Raw genomic sequence first — 18,345 nt, forward strand, 5'->3', positions numbered from 1 at the left:
AGTACAAATTTTTTAAATAAAGAGTAAGATGAAGAATTGCACAAGGCTGAAGTTAAGGCTAAGGCTGAGTGTTACTAAAGAAAGATGTCATCTTTTATTATTAGCTCTTAATCAAAAGGAATTTTATGAAAATAGGTTTAGTTCAGTATTCACCGGTGTGGGAAAATAAAAGCGCAAATCAGGAAAAAATTAATTCGCTCATCAAAAAGTGTAACGCAAAGTTTGATGTAATCGTTCTTCCTGAAATGACACTTACAGGTTTTACAATGAACAGCAAAAAAATGGCAGAGGTAAGCGAAGGAGACAGCTTCAAATATTTTTCTGATATGGCTGTAAAGAATAGTTGTGATGTGCTTGCTGGAATAATCGAAGTTGAAAATGATAAGTACTTTAACACGTTACTTCATATAACAAGTGATGGTATGCTAAAAAATCATTACAGAAAAATTCATCCGTTCTCATACTCAGATGAGAACCTTCACTATGAAAAAGGCAACACAACTGTGGTGACTAAAGTTCAGGAATTTAATACAGGATTGTCGATCTGTTATGACCTAAGGTTCCCCGAGCTATACAGACAATATGGAAAAGCACGGACAGAATTAATCGTTAACATTGCAAACTGGCCTGTGACAAGAATTGAACACTGGCGGACTTTACTTAAAGCCAGAGCAATAGAAAATCAATGTTATGTCGTGGGAGTTAACAGAGTTGGCGATGATCCCAAACTACATTACAACGGTTACTCAAGTGTTTTTGATCCTATGGGGAATGAACTACTCTCAGTTGAAAATGAAGAAGGAGTGTTTGTTGCCGAACTAAGTTTAGAAAAGGTAAAAGAAGTAAGAACTAAGTTTCCGTTTTTGGATGATATGAGATTGATTTAAGTATTCTTTGCGACTTAGCGTCTTTGCGTGAAGTCCTAAATTTTTTTTGTCTTAACCATCAACAAATGGAATGTCACCCCAACTGCAATTCCAAATAAGAGCAACTTTATATACAGCTCATCAGTAAGAAAAATTGCAGACAAAGAAATAGAAATCCACAACAAAGCGATATTTATAATTTTGGATTGAACTGTTAGCCCGGTTTTATTCTGGTAATTGTCTATATAACCGCCAAGCACTTTATGATTTCGAAGCCATTCATTTGCACGAGGTGAACTTTTAACAAAACAAATCGATGCAAGAATCAGGAAAATTGTCGTCGGCAGAAGCGGCAGAAAAATTCCGATTACCCCAATAGCAACCAGCAAAAAGCCTGCGGCAATGTATAGGTATTTAGCAACAGGAGAAACTACTTGAGTATATTCTTTTTGTTCTGACAACAATTTTTCCTTTGTAATTTTTTTCCTGATCGGTAACCCAAAAATAAAATTTTAAGTTAATATCACAAATTGAATTAGTTTATATTTGTATAAAAAAGATTTACCACAATCCGAATCTTAACGATATGATATCCATCAAAAGAAAAGTAAGCTTTTATGACTGCGATCCTGCAGGAATAATTTTCTATTCAAAAATATTTGACTATTGCCATTCAGCTTATGAAGAACTCATTAATAGTTTTAAGCTAAATGAAAGCTATTGGAATAATGAAGAATATATTGTCCCCATAATTAAAAGTGAAGCAACATATTCCAAAGCAATTAAGTATGGTGATGTGATTACAATTGAGCTAAATGTGACGCAAATAAAATCATCATCATTTGAACTTGAATATATCTGCAAAAATGAAAACGGGGAAGTAACCAACACTGTGATGACCGTTCACGTCTTTGTTGATAGAAAGAACTGGAAAAAGATTAATATCCCTGAAGTAATAAATAAAAAATTAAACGCTGTTTGAATTATAAAATGTAGGGGCGCATATTTTGCGCCCTGAAAATATTCAAAACGTCCCGATTATTTTTTCAGCCGCTTCTTCACCTGAGTTAATAGCACCTTCCATAAAACCCTGCCAGTCTGCGAGATGTTCACCGGCAAAATAAACTCGATCGTGGTTTTTATTTAGCTCAGCTCTTACTTCAAGCCATTGATGTTTATTGTAAATAGCATAAGCGCCCTGAGTAAAAGCATCAGAACCCCAATAGTAGCTTACGAGATTTTCCGCATATTTTTTCACATCACCGAATGCGGGTTGTAAAGCAGCACAAATCTCATCAATCTTTTTGTCTTGTTTCATCTTTGATAGAACATAAGCTCTGTCCCCAACTGCGTAGGATGTAAGTATTCCTTTTGTGCCGGTTTGATTTTTTGTTGAATGAAAAAAATAATGAGGTAGTGTATCAGTTATCATATCAAGTGATTCATTCTTCCAGAATCGCTCTTTAAAAAGTACAGATGATTTTATTATCCTTGAATACTGAAGTTCGTTTAATGCTTCGAGATAATTCTTAGATAACAATGGCTGCCAATCAATTTTTAATAACGCGTATGTTGGTATCGTGCATATCACATTGTCGCCTTCGTATGATGCGCCGTTATCACAGTGGACAAATACTTTCCCGCTTTTCTGTTCAACCTTTATTGCTTTGGTTTTAAGAATAATATTTTCATTACCGACTGCTTCAGCAAGCTTAAATATTATTTGACTGTTACCACCCTTGATATGAAAATCCATTTCATTCTTTTCACTTGATTCAGCATACTCAGCTATACCTGCATAAGCAGAGACCTGTCGTATTGTTTCGCCAAAATCTGTGCTGTCGAGAAGTTCTTTGAGTTCAAGATCTTTTTCGTTTATCCCGTTGTTTACAAGATATCTCCACCAATCAAGTTTGTCAAAATCTTTTTTGAGTTGTGAATCTTCAGGAAGATCATTGAAAGACTTTAGTAATGCTTCATATTTCTTATTCCACTCAGGAGAAAAATCCCATTCACCTGATTTTTTGTATTCACTATTCATGATCAAATCAGTTTCAAACTGGTGATTCTGTAGTTCCAATCCGAACTCTTTGCATAATTCTATTAATCTTGTGTGAGACATTCCAACCCATTCTGCACCAAGCTCGCAAGTCAGGTTTTCATCGGGAAAACTGTGAGTGAAGATTCTTCCGCCGATCCTGTTTCTTGCTTCGATCAGCGTAACATTTATTCCATTTTGTTTAAGCTTGTATGCGGCGGCAAGTCCCGATATTCCGGCTCCGATAATGATTACATTTTTAGATTTAATGTTCGCGAATGAAAATCGCGGAAGAATTATAGAACCGGCTGCAGCAACACCTGTAGTTTTAATGAAGTCTCGTCTCTTCATATCACTCCTTGATTGAAATGAAAAATATTTTTAACTGAAGGTTATAACTCTGAAGGATTGTGGAAGGAATTTAGTGAAAATTATTCAACAGTAAACATCGCACGGATTTTTTCTTTTTCGATTTTACTGAGTGGAGACTTTGGCAACTCATCAATGAAGATAAACTTTTTCGGAATTTTGAATGACGCAAGATTTTCTTTTAGAAAAATTTTCAATTCAGATTCAGAAAGACTAAAATTATTCTTTAATACAACTGCTGCACACACAACTTGTCCCCACTTCTCATCAGCAATTCCTACAACCGATGTTTCACTAACATATTCATTTGAGAGTATAACATTTTCTACTTCAAAAGTATTTACATTCTCACCACCTGTAACTATAATATCTGATCTGCGTGAAGTGATGAACAAAAATCCTTCATCATCCAGGTAGCCAAAATCACCAGTGTGATACAAGCCATCAACCAGAAGTTGTGATGTGAGTTCAGGATTATTTAAATATCCTGGCATAACGGAGTCAGATTTAATATGAATTTCACCTTCATTGTTACTACTTAATTCCTTTCCTGATTCATCAACAATTCTGATCTTGACATCATCAAATATTTTTCCGGATGAATTTATTTTTTCCGGATAATCATTAACGGAGAAACCTGCAACCATAGCGGAAGTTTCGGTTGAACCGTAAACCTTTGATACTTTCCATCCTTTATTTATAGCTTCCGTCATTAGTGATGATGAAGATGGTCCGCCGCCGATCAAACAATTTTTGATTGATGAAAATTCAAAATCAATTTTTAATAATTCTGAAAGTTGTGCGGCAACAAGTGAAATCAATGTCGGATGAAATTTTTCAATACTAACTGAAATTGACTTAGCATCAATATCTTCAGGGAGAATAACTGGAATTCCAAAAATCAACGAACGTGTTAAGATTGAAAATCCGCCAATGTGAAAGAAGGGAAGTGAGGCAAGCCATTTATCCGATTCAGTATGTTTGAGCAATTGATCAGAAGCCAGAGCACCTGCAAATAAATTTCTGAAACTAAGCTGAACTGCTTTAGGTTTACTTGAACTTCCTGATGTGAAAATGATAACAGCAATTTCTTCTTCGCCAGGAGTATTATGTTCTACTAATTCATGTTTATTAAAATCTTTTGAGGGGACAGAAATCGTTCTTATGGATTTTGCATTTAATCCGTTAAAAAGATTATCGGTTATTAAAAGACGACTATTCAGAAAATCAAGCTTAGCAAATAATTCAGAGTTAAGCTGTTTTGTACTTAATGGAACAGGCACTGCACCAACTCTCCACAATGAAATCACCGTTACAATAAAGTTGATATTGTTATCAAGCAAGATCGGGACCAATTCACCTTTTGAAACCCCGGAAGATTTTAGAGTATGTGCATACCTGTTTAATGAAAGTTCGAGTTCAAATGGAGTTAGAGAATTTTCATTGTTGATGAGAACCGGAGTGTTTTTATCGTAAATCGAAGAAGTGAAAAGGAGATTCTTAATACTTTTCATTATTTCTTCAAACTTATAAATCCATTTCTTATCGGAAGAATAAATTGTTCTATGTCTTCTTCAAAATATTCGCCGACACTTAAACCGTGGGCAACATCATCTTCAATACAAGCTGCAGCGAATGTTGCAAAAGCTCTCCCCACTGCTGATTCAAATGATGATGAGATTACGCATTTAATTCCTGATCGTTTTGCGTTATCAATTATCTGTAATGTCGGAATCAATCCGCCTATCATCATTGGTTTAAGGATAAGCACATCTGCAGTTCCGTTGATGATTATATCAAGCGCATCATCATTTGTTCTTAATGACTCATCAACTGCCAGGGGAATTTTAGTAAACGATTTTAGCTCTGACATTTCATCGTTACCAGCAACCGGTTGCTCAGCATATTCAATATCAAATTCTTCAAGCCTGTTAAGAAAAACTTTTGCGCCTTCAACATTCCATTTTCCATTTGAGTCAATTCGTAATGAGATTATATTCCCGAATTCTTCACGCAGTTTTTTTATAAGGTTATAATCGTCTTCAAAATTATCACGACCTGATTTTACTTTTACAGTTGAATATCCTTTAGCTAAAAATGATTTGACTTCATCAAGGGCTTCCTCAGTGCTTACCATCCCAAGTACTGCATTCACTTTTACAATATCTTTTGGATTCACGCTAAGTAATTCCGAAAGATGCATGTTCATTTCAGAACAAACGAGTGAAAGCAATGCCTGTTCTACACCATGCCTTAAAGCAGGGAAGTGGTGAAGTGGTTTTAAACTTTCTTCTATGCTGTTTAGCGGATCGAGTTTGTCAATCTTAACATGCAATTCACTCTTTGATAATGCGAGTTCGGCTTCTTCATAAGTTTCAGAACTAAATTCAGGAAAGGGTGCACAATCACCAACACCCGATTTACCATTTTCGCTTGTAAGACTTACAATGAATCCTTTTCGCGAATTAAAACTAATGCCTGATGTAGCAAATGTTTTTTTCAATTTAAATTCATAAGGAAGATAACTTAGCTCGAGTTTTTTCATATTGCCAATCCTATAGAAAACAGAACTCCGTACATTGCTGAAAATTTAGCGGTGAGTTCAAGTGTTTTGTTTAACTGTGTCCCGTTAAGAGTGTATAACATTCTCGTAAGAATAAATGCCAGCGGAATTAATATATATGTTAAAAAAATCCAGTAACCAAAATTATATTGTGCGTACAGCACGAGCGGAACTAAAAATGAAATAACATTAAAAAAGATAAACTCATAAATCGAAAAAGTTTTACCAAGTTTTACCGCAAGTGTATTTTTTCCCGCTGCTCTATCTTCGTCTATATCTCTGAAATTATTTACAACGAGAATGTTAGTGATCAATGCGCCAACAGGAACCGAAGTCATCACAGCGATAAATGATATTTCATTTGTATGCAAATAAAATGTGCCGACAGTTCCAACCAACCCAAAGAATATAAACGATGCGATGTCACCAAGCCCTTTATAAGCCAGCGGGAACGGTCCTGCTGTATATGCTATACCAGCAATGATTGAGAGTATCCCGATAATCAATATCAGTATCCCTGAAGTAAATACTAAATAAAGTCCAAGAAGAAAAGCTAAACCGAACACAACTGCAATTCCGGTTTTCATTTCATTAATTGAAATTAAACCACTTGCTAAAACTCTTGCCGGACCTTTACGTTTGTCGGTATCAGCGCCTTTATAAAAATCGAACAGATCATTTGTAAAATTTGTTCCGACCTGAATCAGTATTGAGCAGAGAAGTGCGATTGCAGATAGATGCCATTCAAATTTATTTTGATTAATTGCTAATGCAGATCCAACCATCACAGGAACAAATGCTGCTAACAAAGTTTTTGGTCTGCTTGCTAAAATCCAGGAGTTAAATTTTGATGTTACAACCTTTACCATAATTAATAGAGATTAGACCATAGGTTATTTAGCGGTCGCAAATTGCGACTACATTTAAACTTATAATCATAAATTTATTTTAATGTTTATTAAAATCTAATAGAACACTGATTTAACTGATCAGACTGATTAAAACTGTCTGCAAAAATCAGTTCCATCTGCATTATCTGTGTTCTATTTCTTCTACGGCAGCTTCGGAAATTTTTTGAAATCCGGTTTACGTTTTTCAAGGTAAGCTTTCTTTCCTTCCTGTGCTTCCTCACTCATATAATATAAAAGTGTTGCGTTGCCCGCAAGTTCCTGTATTCCTTGCTGTCCGTCAAGCTCAGCATTGAATGCGGACTTTAAAATTCTTAGTGACATTGGACTATGCTGCAATATTTGTTTAGCCCATTCAACACCTTCTTCTTCAAGTTGTTCAACAGGAACAACTTTGTTTACCAATCCCATAGCCTCGGCTTCCAGTGCATTATATTGTTTGCAGAGATACCAGATTTCCCTGGCTTTTTTCTGACCAACAATTCTTGCAAGATAACTTGAACCGAATCCGCCATCAAAGCTGCCTACCTTTGGACCGGTTTGACCGAAGATTGCATTATCTGCGGCAATTGTAAGATCACAAACAACATGAAGAACGTGTCCGCCGCCTATTGCATAACCGGCAACAAGAGCTATAACAGGTTTGGGAATACTTCGAATTAATTTTTGAAGATCAAGAACATTTAATCTTGGAACGCCATCATCTTTACCAACATAACCTTTATCACCACGAATTCTTTGATCACCGCCTGAACAGAAAGCGTACTTACCATCTTTAGCTGGTCCTTTTCCTGTTAAAAGTATTACACCTATTTTCTGATCCTCACGAGCATCAACAAATGCGTCAATCATTTCCTTAACAGTTTCAGGGCGGAATGCATTTCTTACTTCGGGTCTGTTGATTGTTACTTTAGCAATCCCTTCCATCTTTTCATATATGATGTCGTTATAGTCTCTGACATTTTTCCAGTTGAATGACATATTCTTAATTCATCCTTTTATTAAAAAATCCTAAAGCAAAATATTGAAAACTTTTGTGAATTAGAATGTAATTGGAGATTTATTAATGATTGAGATATAAGATTCTGTACCTTCAAGATGCACATTATGTCCAACACCACTCACAATACTATGAACAGCATTTGACAGTATTTTAGCCATCTCAAAATTTATTTCAGTGAATTTTTTATCTAACTCACCGGTAATGAGCAAGGTTGGAACTATGATATCTTTTAACTGCTCGTACACGTGAGGCATTACACCTGTCCCAAATCCTTTGAGGGAATTTGCAAGTCCTGTTTTATTGTTTAATAATTTTCTTTCACGAATCTCATTTAGTTTGTGAGCAGGTAATTTTTTTTGGGTCCCGAAAATTTCGAGGTTCATCCATTTATCAACAAAATATTCAATCGGATTAGTTAAAATAAATTGAGCAAGATTATTATCTGATTCAACGCGTTGTGTTCTTTCTACTTCATCTTTAATTCCAGGAGAAGTACTCTCAAGAATTAGCGCTTTTACTTTCTCGGGATACTTAACGGAAAAAGTCAAAGCAGCTCTTCCGCCCATTGAATAACCGAGTAAACATACTTTCCTGTCAGTGAAGTGATTTATAACATCAAGAATTTGTTTCGAGATTGCATCCGCAGTATAGAGAGAAATATCGTCAGGGGAGTCACTTTTGCCGTGACCAATTAAGTCTACCGCAATTGTAAAAAATTCCGGTGATAAATTTTCAATCAATTCAGTCCAATCGAGTGATGAACCGGTAAATCCGTGAAGAAGTACTAAAATATTTGTGTCGGAATTTAAATTGCCCTTTACATAAACATTTATGTTAACACCGGAAGAATTAATCAGCATTTTTCAAACTCATTTCAGCCTGAGCAATTTTTCTAAACTCCACTCTTGACTTAAGTGATTTTTTTGAATCTGTTTTTACTTCAAGAACAACCTGCAACTTCGACTTAACAGCTTGCTTAAACCATTTCACTAATTGTGCTGAGGATCTTATGTGAGCGTACTTAACTCCAAATGACCGAACAATTGATTTATAATCCAGGTTTTGCGCGGTTATAAAATACTCTTCGAAATGCTTGCGGCTTTTTGATATTGGGAGCGCCCGAAATAGACCTCCGCCGTTATTGTTAATCAACACGACTATAAACGGAGTTTTTACTTTTTTAAGATTGACTAAAGAATTGATATCGTAATAAAAAGAAAGATCGCCGGTTATTAGTACTGTCGGTTGTTTTGAATCAAGGGCAACACCGATTGCGGTTGATGTAATACCATCTATACCGCTGGCGCCGCGGTTGTTGTAAACCCTGATATCTTTATCAGTCTTTGAACCAAAAGTATCGAGGTCTCGCACCGGCGTACTGTTTGAGATAAACAAGTTTGATTTGTCAGGCAAATTATTTATCACTTCAGTCAGCACTCTTACTTCATTTGAAAAATCTTTTAATGAAAAATATTTTGTCTTTAATTTTTCAGACTGCTTATCAAGTTGAAGTAATTTTTCATTTCTTTTATCGATTTGACGGATGGATTTTTCTTTACTCAACTCGTGAATAAATTTTTCAAGAAAAATTTCAGGAGGACATTGAAGAATTTTATGTGCAGTTCCCTGCGGGTCGAACCTGTCACCAAATTCATTGATGATATATCTTTTTGAATTTACAGATGCAAAAAAATCTTCAATCACCTTTGAAGTTGGCGTCCTGCCTAATTGTATAATCAGATCAGGATTAATTTTGTTTATTAACTCAGGTGAACTAAGAATTGTGTTATAGTTGGTAATCACATTTGATTTATTGTGAACACCAAACCGCAATTGTGAACAGCCATCAGAGAGTATAGGGTAGCCTGTAAGTTGTGAAAAAGCTGCCGTTAATCTTCGAAGCCTGTATCTTGGTTCACCGGGACCAAAAATTATCATTCCATACGGAGTGTGCATTATTTCTTTAAGAAGATTTCTTTCCCAAAGGTCAAATGTTTTTGATTTATTCCTTGTAATGATTGGTTTTTGAGCGAAGGTAAAAATAGATTTAACCTGACTATCGGAAATACTATCAGTAAAAGATTTTGGCTCAAGTGGTTTTTCAAAAGGGAAGTTAATATGAACTGGTCCGCGATCCGTAAATAATCCTATACCTAAAGCCTTTCTGACTTTACTCAGGAAAGAAAGTATATCCTTATTTTTAGTCGATGGTAAACCCGCATCAAAAAAAAATCTTATGTGATTTGCATAAATATTATTCTGATTGATTGTCTGGTTTGCACCGGTATTAACAAGATAATCAGGTCGGTCTGCAGAACAAATAACAAGCGGGATTCTTTGTTGAAAGGCTTCAATAATTGCAGGATAAAATTCGGCAACAGCAGTACCGGAAGTACATACCAATGCTACTGCGGTCCCGGAAGACTTGGCAAGTCCAAGTGCGATAAATGCAGAATTTCTTTCATCAACATTAATAAATGTTTTTATTTTTTTGTTTGAAGCGAAAGCAAGAGTAAGTGGAGTACTTCTTGAACCGGGAGAGATACAACAATATTTAATTCCAGCAGCAGCGAGAGTTTCTACAAAAGCTTCACACCATAAATAGTTCCGGTTAACTTTTTGCATTTCAGGAAAAGACGGAGAGAATGGATTTTAACTTTATTTCTGTTTCAGAGTATTCTTCGTCGGGATTACTGTCAGGTACAATTCCGGCACCAGAATATGCAAGCACCCGGCTGCCAATGCTTAACCCTGAACGAATTCCCACAACAAGTTCAACTGAGTTATTAAAATTGAACCAGCCGATTATACCTGAATACAAACCTCTCTGATCAGTTTCAAGGTCTTCAATAATATTTAAAGCCGTTTCTTTCGGAACGCCACAAACAGCAGGAGTGGGAAAAAGATCTTTAACCAATCCGAAAATATTTGATGCTGATGAATTGTGACACGTTATTCTTGTATAAAGGTGCTGAATATTTTTCAACTTGCGAACTGTAAGCTGTTCAACTGCAGGGACTGATCCTGAATAAGTCTTTAATGAATTGATGATATGCTCGGTGACCAGATTATGTTCACGAAGGTTTTTATCGCTCTTCAATAAATCGGATTCAAGCTGTTTATCCTCGGCATCATCTTTACCACGCACTGATGAGCCGGCAAGAGCACCTGTTGTAAATTCATTGTCATTCAGTTTCAATAGTAATTCAGGTGATGCGCCGAAGAATGCTGATTTATTATTCCGGTAAATAAAAATATAACAACCGTCATTAGACAACCGTAGTTTATCTTTTACAAATCCTAATGACGGCTCATCTGTAAGCTGTAATTCAACCCTTCTTGATATCACTGCTTTCTTAAGTGACCCATCTTCCAGTTTATCTATGAGCTGCTGAACAATGGTCTTCCATTTTTTTTTATCTTTAGGTGTATTACCTGAAACGGCTTTAATTGTAACTGAACTAGTTTCGTCATCCTTAGTCTTTAAAATGATTTCCAGCTTAGACTTTAGTTTCTTTACAACTCTGTCTTCCGATGAAGTTGAAGGTACAAGTGAATTGAAAATCAGAAATACTTTTTCTGACTGCTTGAAAAAAATAATTTCCGGCAGAAACCATGTTGAATCATTAAAATCTTTCCAGTCATTATCTGAATGCTCAACTGTGAATTTCATTGCACCGACAAATAAAGGAAATTGCATCCCGTTATAGTCAGACTGATTTGAAATAAATTTTTCCCGCCAGCCTTTTAGTTTTTTTTCAGTGGCAGCAAATCTGCCGTCACCATTCTCAGCAACAGTTAGAATTTCATCAAGCGCAAGAAATGAAAACTTTTCAACCGGATTATTATAATAAAATGATCTTGGAAATAATTTTGAAAGCGAATCGATTTTCTTTTCAAAGTCAAAACCCGGAATTGGTATGATGAAATTAATCAACACCTGTCCATCGGGTGCATCTTTTATTTTTGATTTGGAACCGGCAAGAAAATTATTTAAAGAAGAAATTATTTCTGTTGATATGTCCTGCATTGAATATTCTGATATTTTTTTCTCAAATATAATTTTTATTAAAAAAGATTCAAATGAAGAATATTTTAAGTTTGATAATAAACTCTCTAAAAATGGATGTCAGTTTCCACAGTCTCCAATAATCTTAAGTAACTTTCATATCTTTCTGTGCTGATAAGCCCATCATCCACTGCTGTTATAACGGCACAACCGGGTTCGTGGCTGTGAGTACAGGTATTAAATCTGCAATTATTGCTGAACTTTGTGAACTCAATATAATAATGACCAAGGTTTTCTTTACTCACACCAAAAGGTTCAATTTCGCGAATGCCCGGAGTATCTATAACATAAGTATCAATATCTGTTTTAAGCATCGTTGCGGTTACTGTGGTATGCGTCCCTTTAACAGTGAATGTTGAAACATTACCTGTCGCAAGATTAAAACCCGGAAATACAATATTAAGCAGCGATGATTTTCCAACACCTGAATGACCAAAGAACAAACTGACTTTTGATTTGATTTCAGATTTTAGCTGATCTATTCCAATATTGGATGTTACGCTCGTAAGAAAAACCCGGTAGCCAATGCCTGTATAAAGATCAATCCAGAAATCCATTTGTTCATCACGAATTAAATCGGATTTGTTGATGATGATACTTGCAGGTATCTGTGAACTTTCTGCAAGAACAAGAAACCTGTCTACAACCTTGTTGTTAAATACCGGTTCATCGACGCTTGTAACAACAAACAACTCATCGATGTTAGAAGCGATAATCTGTTCAAGTCTTTCACCTCTTACACCTGCGCCTTTCAGTTTTGGGGCTTTACGAGATAAATAATTATTCCTAGGATTAATTGAAGTGATAACTCCTGTGTTGTCATTGTTTAATTGAATTTCAACTCTGTCTCCAACAACAACAATATCCGTGTTATAGAGTTTATCTTTTTTGTGAAGTAGATCTTTTTTGAATTTTCCCGGCAGTGAACAGCGTAGATTTTCCCCCTCATCACTTATGAAGTAATAATCCTTACTCTCAATTCTGCAGATTGTGCCTTTGATTTCTTTCTCCTGAAAATAAAAAACGCCATAAAAATATGGCGCTTAATTAATAATATCAAACTTCAAATTTATTGTCTAGAACCTGTATGTAAACGACAGCATAAGATGATCGTTTGTAAGCTTTTGGAAGGTACGTGATTGAATTTCTCCGTTAGGTCCGCTGTAATTATCTCCGAAATCTTCCCACCAACCATGTGCATAACCTATATCAATCCCGATCATTTCACTGGTAAGAAATCCTAATCCGGCAGTGAGATATTTTTTATCAAATGTTGATGGATCTTCTTTATAAGCAGATGGAATGGTGAAGTAACCGCCTCTTAGTCTTAAGCCGATAACCGGAATGGTATATTCCGCACCGACATTATACGCGAGTACGGTACCGAGCTGATCTTTTATTAACTTATTTTGATTTGCGAAGTAACTATCTGAAATTCCTTGCGGGTTATCGAATTCAAGTTCTGAATAATTTGTCAAAGACACCTCAGCATTTGCAACAAGTCCTGCCAGGTTAATCGAAAAACCTGCTGAGAAAGTAAATGGAGTGATGATATCGAATTCAACTTCGTCTGAGTAATCTTCCGGGTTTAATTCATAAAAAGTAGTCGCAAATTCACTGCTGCCGTTTACAGTAAACTTCTCTTTAACAGTATAATATTTGGGGAATTGTATAGTTGCACCGAATCTGGCAAAATCATGAAATTGATAAAGCATTCCAAGTTTGAAATCCCACCCGGAAAGTTCCCAGTCAAGGACGCGATTCAGTTCAAATGTTTTAAAACCCATTGTTTCAGGATAACCGGGAGCTGTTTCAACATTAGCATAAATCCCTATGTTATCATCCTCGAAATAATCATTAACGGAATTATAATCGCCGCTTATGATACTTAGGTTTCCACCAATAAAAAAGTTTTTTTGAATTTCTATTGCACCCGAAAATGTCCAGTTATCAACTGAGCCTTCGGTTAATATATCCCCGCTCTGGTTTAACCTTCCATTGATTACAGATACATACCCGCTGTCATCACTTAGAAAAAGATCATAAGGAATGTTGGTGTTCTCAAGATCCTGGATTAGAGAGTTATTGTTGGGATTGAACCCGTCGAATTTAAGTGCTGATGTAAAATCTTTGGTGCGGTGATAAGAAAGTCCAAATACCAGACTTCCTCTCATCGTTGGAAAGGGGAAAGCAAAACTAAGTCTGTTCAATTGTGTAGTGCTGTTTGAATAGTCGGACTTATTATTAAAAAATGTTGCCTCATTATTTACAATGTTGTGTTCGATTCCGCCTGAAAACTCAAGTCGTTTTATTAAACCGAATCCGGCAGGATTAAAAAATGATGCAGAAGCATCATCACTTATTGCTATATAACTGTTACCCATACCTAAAGCTCTTGCGTTTGAGCCGAGACCATTAATTCCTAAACGGAGAGCATCATTAATATTTTGTCCGAATGAATACGATGCAATTATGATGCTTAGAATTACAATCCATAATTTTGAGTTTTGTGTGAACATTATCTTCTTTTCCCGTCTGAATTTCTATTTCCGTCATTATTCCTGGTTGAATTCTGGGAACTTCCGGAATTATTTGTTCGGTTTGTATTATCAGTTTGAATTGTTCTGTCCGTATTTCCTGAATTTGAATTTCCATTTGAGGACTGAGAACTACCATCCCTGGTAGGAGGAGGAGTTGTTAAGACTTCATTGGGATTTCTTGAATTTCCTGAAACCCTTCCGCCTCCATCATTTCGCAGAGTATTTATTGCGGGATTCTTGTCTCTGTCAATGGTTCTTTCTTTTGTTGGGGGAGTAATACTTAACCACCAAGGATAGTTATAAAAGTAATCATAATGTCCGTAGTATTGACCATCGTAATAATTATCATATGATACTTCTGAATTACTTTCATCCGGAAAATCCATATCAGGTTCCCACACAACAGTGTAACATCCTGTAACAGGAATTAAGAATAAAAATACAATCAGAATTAATGCTTGCTTTTTCATAATTATCTCCTGCGGTCGCGTGAACCGCTGTTCTGACTTCCGTTATTTCTTGGAGGATTAGTATTAGTTCTCGGTGGAGTATTATTCTGTCTTGGAGGATTATACTGCTGTCTCGGAGGATTTGTATTCCTGTTCGTTCCGACGTTTGGTGATTTAGTATTTCCTCTTGTATCACGGTTTACACCAGGGCTCTTTCTTTTTTCCGGTGTTTTAAATTTTTGATTATCTCTTCCGGTATTTTGATTACCATTATTTCTCTTCACATCACGCTGTTCGGTTTTCTTTCTATCTAAAACCCTTGGAGGCGTAACCTTTCTTTCTTTATCTAATGACTCTCGTTTATTTCTATCAGTAGTAACTTTACGATCTTTGTTCCGCGTTGTTGTTAATACATCTCGTGTAGTCCTTGTTCTATTTATAGCATCTCTGTCTTTTAGATCACGATCTCTCTCATTTAATGCTGTCCTGTTTTTATCTCTGATAGATGTTGGGTTTCGCATAAGATCTCTATCCCGTGATCCTCTGTTACCATCAACAAGTGAACGATTGTTATCTCTTGTAAGATTTCCACGCGTCACAAAACTATTTCTCAACCCATCGTTGTTTCTTAATCTGTATTGATCGCGTGTCCTGTCCCTGTAAATCCCTCCGTTGTTATCCCAATGGGAATAGTAATATCCTGGATAATAGTTATACCATGGGTAGTAGTATACATAAACAGGAGAATAATAGAAGGGTGAGCACCAACCAGGATACCAAACCGACCAATAAAAAGGATCCCAGCAAAACGGATCATAGTAGGAATATCCCCAATATGCACCAACATAAACTGATGGATGATAACCCCAATAATATCTTCTGTATGTCGGGTAACCGCCGAAGTAATAATTATTTTCAACTACAGTTTCTGAATCTTCATACTCGGTTTGCTCATCACCATAATATGAAGTGTCATCTTCTGTATCATCGCTGTAAACTGTTTGATCATCATTCCAGTCCCTTCGGTACACATCATCCTGGTAATCTCTGGTTGCCAGTTGTGTGTAACAGCCAGTAAATGTCAGGATAACCAACGGTAGCACTACTAAAACTATTTGTCTCAAATCCTTCATTTTGATTTCCTCCATAAAAACTGGTTTAAATTCTGCAAAAATCACGCCTGATAAAATATAGAAATGAATGCCTGGGGAGAATTGATTTTTGCTTTGTGTACACTAAAATGAACTTCATTGTACAATCGAGTTAACAGATTTTTTAATATCTGGTCAGAAAATACTCTTGATATACTCAATTCGTAGCGATCTGTCCGCACTGCTCGGTTTCCATTTTTTATTATCAAGAAGGTCTCTTAGATCAAATCCGAGAGTAAAGCCCTCACCGACTGACCATCTTACTCCGATATTTAAATAGCCATTTCCTTTTCCATAATAAATATTGGAGTTATCATTCAGTGAAAAATTATAATCTGCAACCAATGAAAAAACTGGACCGAGTGTTTTTTCAATACCTGCAAAAAAGTTCAGATAGTTATCACCATCTTTATTTTCAAGAGAATAGTTCACTGTGCCATGAATACTCATATAACCAAGTAAATCAAAATTCTTACTTACTGCTCCAAAAAATCCAGGTGATTTTATCGCGTAACGGTTATCATCGCTGAAGTATTCGCCTTTTCCCTGTGAATCAAATCCTAAAGTGATTGCCGGAATTGTTGTTGATTCATTTAAAACACGGACTCGTAAATTTACTCCGGGAAGTTTGTACCATCGTGGTGAACCTGCGCCGATTATGTTTGCGCCGCCGTATGAAATTCCGAAACTAATATTTGTGAAAACTCCTACTTCCATTTTCGAAACTACAACACCTTCCGGCAGCACATCGGTAGTAATACCGACAAAACCTTTTTCAAGAATTCCTGCGGTCGGCATATCAACAAGTGAGCGATACTCAAACTTTGCAGTCTCACCGGCTGAGCCTTGTGCAAATCCTTTGCATGAAATTAAAACAATGAATAATGAAGGAAGGATTATCAGCTTTTTCATAAATCCTCTGTAATGTAAATATGAATTTTCATCCGCAGCAAAAATACAAATTATTTTTGATGATGTTCATCTATCATCAAAGTTAAATTCGGTTGAACCGGTACTCTTACTTCACTTGGGAGTAGTGCTTTCTCCGGCTTTATAAGTACAACGACCATTCCGGGAGTGTCTTTCGCTTTCAGTTTCAGCATACCTGATTCAGATTTCATATCAACTATATCTACCAATTCTTTTCCTGAAGTGATTTCAAAGGTCGCATTTATTTTTCTGAATGGGGCTTTCATACCAAATCCATTAATCGGATATACTTCAATCAGAACCGTTGATGAATTATCAGCAAAGAGTTGCTCTGGTGTTACCCTAATTTCAACTTCGTAAATGTTTGTCACATACATCATTACGAAAACAGTTAGTAGTATCAAAACCGGTACAAGAATGTAGATAATAGTTTTCCTCATTTAGTGTAATTTATATTTCATTACTTTGACGTGAGCCCGTTTTCTTTACCGACATCATCAAAGCAGTTACAATCTTAAAAATTATTTCGTCCGGTACTCCGTCAAAGTGTGATGATTTGAATCTCATATCACATTGATCGTTTACATAATCAATTACAACAAACTTGTTACTGTTTGTCAAAACAATTTCCGTTGAAAAAAAATCCAGTTGACTAATTCCTGCAATTGTTTTTGTAATCGAAATCAGTTTCCTCAGACTTAAGTTTTTGGTTTCCTCAGGCGTTATGACCTGATAAATATGACTAATATCATCCCACCATACCGGTATTGCCTTACCAAAAGCCCAGAAAGATCTGAACCATGCACGTTTATCATTCAGAATTTTGGGTATGATTTTTTCCTGAAGAATATACTTATCACTTTTATGATTGATGCGTTCCTGAAGAACTTCTTTTAGAGATTCAGCACCTGTAACAACTCCAACACCACCGCCTGTGGTGTTGCAAGGCTTGATTATAAACGGTCGCCCGAGTATTGCGAGATCCTGGACTGATAACAGAATATTTTCCTTGTGGTTGTACGGAGGGATAATTATAGAATGCGGAACTTCGAGTCCGCTAGTTATAAATTCCAGATGCATACTGGCTTTGTCAATCGAGTGCTGCACATTTTTATAAGGATTAAAAATTCTTATCTTTTTTTTAGAAAGCAATCGGGCGAGTTCCTCAAATTCTTCAGCAACATCGGATGCACGATCGAGATAAGAGTGGAATAATAATTTCCTGGACTTTACCTTTTCAGTTACTTCTTCAATATTGTGATAACGAATGATATATGTAGACAGCCCTTCATTCTGTAATACGTGTTCAATGAGGCTAACGAAATCCTCATCATATTCCCATACATATGAAATGGCAAGATCGAATATGTCCATAGTATTTTACAATTTTTACAAAGATATTGTTTGCTATATTTGCAAGCAAGAAATCAAAATGAATAAACATTCAGATATTAATTTA

The 18,345-nt window shown here is 35.9% G+C and carries 18 protein-coding genes; 2 read left to right on the plus strand and 16 right to left on the minus strand.

Translation table 11 applies throughout. The features are described 5' to 3' along the window. The first annotated feature begins 125 nt into the window (after positions 1-125). Positions 126-887 carry a carbon-nitrogen family hydrolase gene (locus IPM56_05840; GenBank protein ID QQS37476.1) on the plus strand — a complete coding sequence of 254 codons (762 nt, stop codon included), beginning with the start codon at positions 126-128 and terminating at the stop codon, positions 885-887. 35 nt (positions 888-922) lie between these two features. Here IPM56_05840 and IPM56_05845 read toward each other — a convergent pair whose 3' ends face one another. Beyond that, positions 923-1,330, minus strand: coding sequence for a YbaN family protein (locus tag IPM56_05845; protein ID QQS37477.1), 408 nt, complete (start codon positions 1,328-1,330; stop codon positions 923-925). A 122-nt stretch (positions 1,331-1,452) separates the two neighbouring features. Here IPM56_05845 and IPM56_05850 point away from each other — a divergent pair, with 122 nt between their 5' ends. Continuing rightward, positions 1,453-1,848, plus strand: a complete 396-nt coding sequence (locus IPM56_05850; GenBank protein QQS37478.1) for an acyl-CoA thioesterase — start codon at positions 1,453-1,455, stop codon at positions 1,846-1,848. Between the two features lie 42 nt (positions 1,849-1,890). Here the strand turns inward: IPM56_05850 and IPM56_05855 are convergent, their stop codons facing one another. From IPM56_05855 to IPM56_05925, 15 genes are all read right to left on the minus strand, one after another. Then, positions 1,891-3,255, minus strand: a complete 1,365-nt coding sequence (locus tag IPM56_05855) for an FAD-dependent oxidoreductase (protein QQS37479.1) — start codon at positions 3,253-3,255, stop codon at positions 1,891-1,893. Positions 3,256-3,335: 80 nt separating this feature from the next. Beyond that, positions 3,336-4,787: an o-succinylbenzoate--CoA ligase gene (menE, locus tag IPM56_05860; GenBank protein ID QQS37480.1), complete on the minus strand. Its 1,452-nt coding sequence runs from the start codon at positions 4,785-4,787 to the stop codon at positions 3,336-3,338. Then, positions 4,787-5,818, minus strand: coding sequence for an o-succinylbenzoate synthase (gene menC / locus IPM56_05865; protein QQS37481.1), 1,032 nt, complete (start codon positions 5,816-5,818; stop codon positions 4,787-4,789). Before menC ends, menE begins: the two co-directional genes overlap by 1 nt. Beyond that, the gene (locus IPM56_05870; protein QQS37482.1) at positions 5,815-6,705 is read right to left on the minus strand and encodes a 1,4-dihydroxy-2-naphthoate polyprenyltransferase; all 891 of its coding nucleotides are present in this window, start codon (positions 6,703-6,705) and stop codon (positions 5,815-5,817) included. The genes menC and IPM56_05870 overlap by 4 nt, the downstream gene beginning before the upstream one ends. 183 nt (positions 6,706-6,888) lie before the next feature. Further along, a complete protein-coding gene (menB, locus tag IPM56_05875; protein ID QQS37483.1) occupies positions 6,889-7,725 on the minus strand; it encodes a 1,4-dihydroxy-2-naphthoyl-CoA synthase in 837 nt (278 codons plus the stop codon). Positions 7,726-7,785: 60 nt separating this feature from the next. Continuing rightward, positions 7,786-8,607 (minus strand): 2-succinyl-6-hydroxy-2,4-cyclohexadiene-1-carboxylate synthase, encoded by an 822-nt coding sequence (gene menH / locus IPM56_05880; GenBank protein ID QQS37484.1) that lies wholly within the window; start codon positions 8,605-8,607, stop codon positions 7,786-7,788. After that, a complete protein-coding gene (menD, locus tag IPM56_05885) occupies positions 8,597-10,372 on the minus strand; it encodes a 2-succinyl-5-enolpyruvyl-6-hydroxy-3-cyclohexene-1-carboxylic-acid synthase (GenBank protein QQS37485.1) in 1,776 nt (591 codons plus the stop codon). The genes menH and menD overlap by 11 nt, the downstream gene beginning before the upstream one ends. A gap of 1 nt (position 10,373) precedes the next feature. Beyond that, positions 10,374-11,777, minus strand: coding sequence for an isochorismate synthase (locus IPM56_05890; protein ID QQS37486.1), 1,404 nt, complete (start codon positions 11,775-11,777; stop codon positions 10,374-10,376). An 86-nt stretch (positions 11,778-11,863) separates the two neighbouring features. Beyond that, entirely contained in the window at positions 11,864-12,805 is a 942-nt protein-coding gene (gene rsgA / locus IPM56_05895; protein QQS38232.1) for a ribosome small subunit-dependent GTPase A, read from the minus strand. 87 nt (positions 12,806-12,892) lie between these two features. After that, a complete protein-coding gene (locus IPM56_05900) occupies positions 12,893-14,335 on the minus strand; it encodes a hypothetical protein (protein ID QQS37487.1) in 1,443 nt (480 codons plus the stop codon). After that, the gene (locus tag IPM56_05905) at positions 14,335-14,826 is read right to left on the minus strand and encodes a hypothetical protein (protein QQS37488.1); all 492 of its coding nucleotides are present in this window, start codon (positions 14,824-14,826) and stop codon (positions 14,335-14,337) included. Before IPM56_05905 ends, IPM56_05900 begins: the two co-directional genes overlap by 1 nt. A 2-nt stretch (positions 14,827-14,828) precedes the next feature. Further along, complete coding sequence (locus IPM56_05910) at positions 14,829-15,938, minus strand: hypothetical protein (GenBank protein QQS37489.1); 1,110 nt, start codon at positions 15,936-15,938, stop codon at positions 14,829-14,831. 153 nt (positions 15,939-16,091) lie between these two features. Continuing rightward, positions 16,092-16,868 carry a hypothetical protein gene (locus IPM56_05915; GenBank protein QQS37490.1) on the minus strand — a complete coding sequence of 259 codons (777 nt, stop codon included), beginning with the start codon at positions 16,866-16,868 and terminating at the stop codon, positions 16,092-16,094. A gap of 50 nt (positions 16,869-16,918) precedes the next feature. Further along, the gene (locus IPM56_05920) at positions 16,919-17,326 is read right to left on the minus strand and encodes a hypothetical protein (GenBank protein ID QQS37491.1); all 408 of its coding nucleotides are present in this window, start codon (positions 17,324-17,326) and stop codon (positions 16,919-16,921) included. A gap of 10 nt (positions 17,327-17,336) precedes the next feature. After that, the gene (locus IPM56_05925) at positions 17,337-18,260 is read right to left on the minus strand and encodes a hypothetical protein (protein ID QQS37492.1); all 924 of its coding nucleotides are present in this window, start codon (positions 18,258-18,260) and stop codon (positions 17,337-17,339) included. Between the last annotated feature and the right edge of the window lie 85 nt (positions 18,261-18,345).

The organism is Ignavibacteriales bacterium (genome assembly GCA_016700155.1).
GTDB lineage: Bacteria > Bacteroidota > Ignavibacteria > Ignavibacteriales > Ignavibacteriaceae.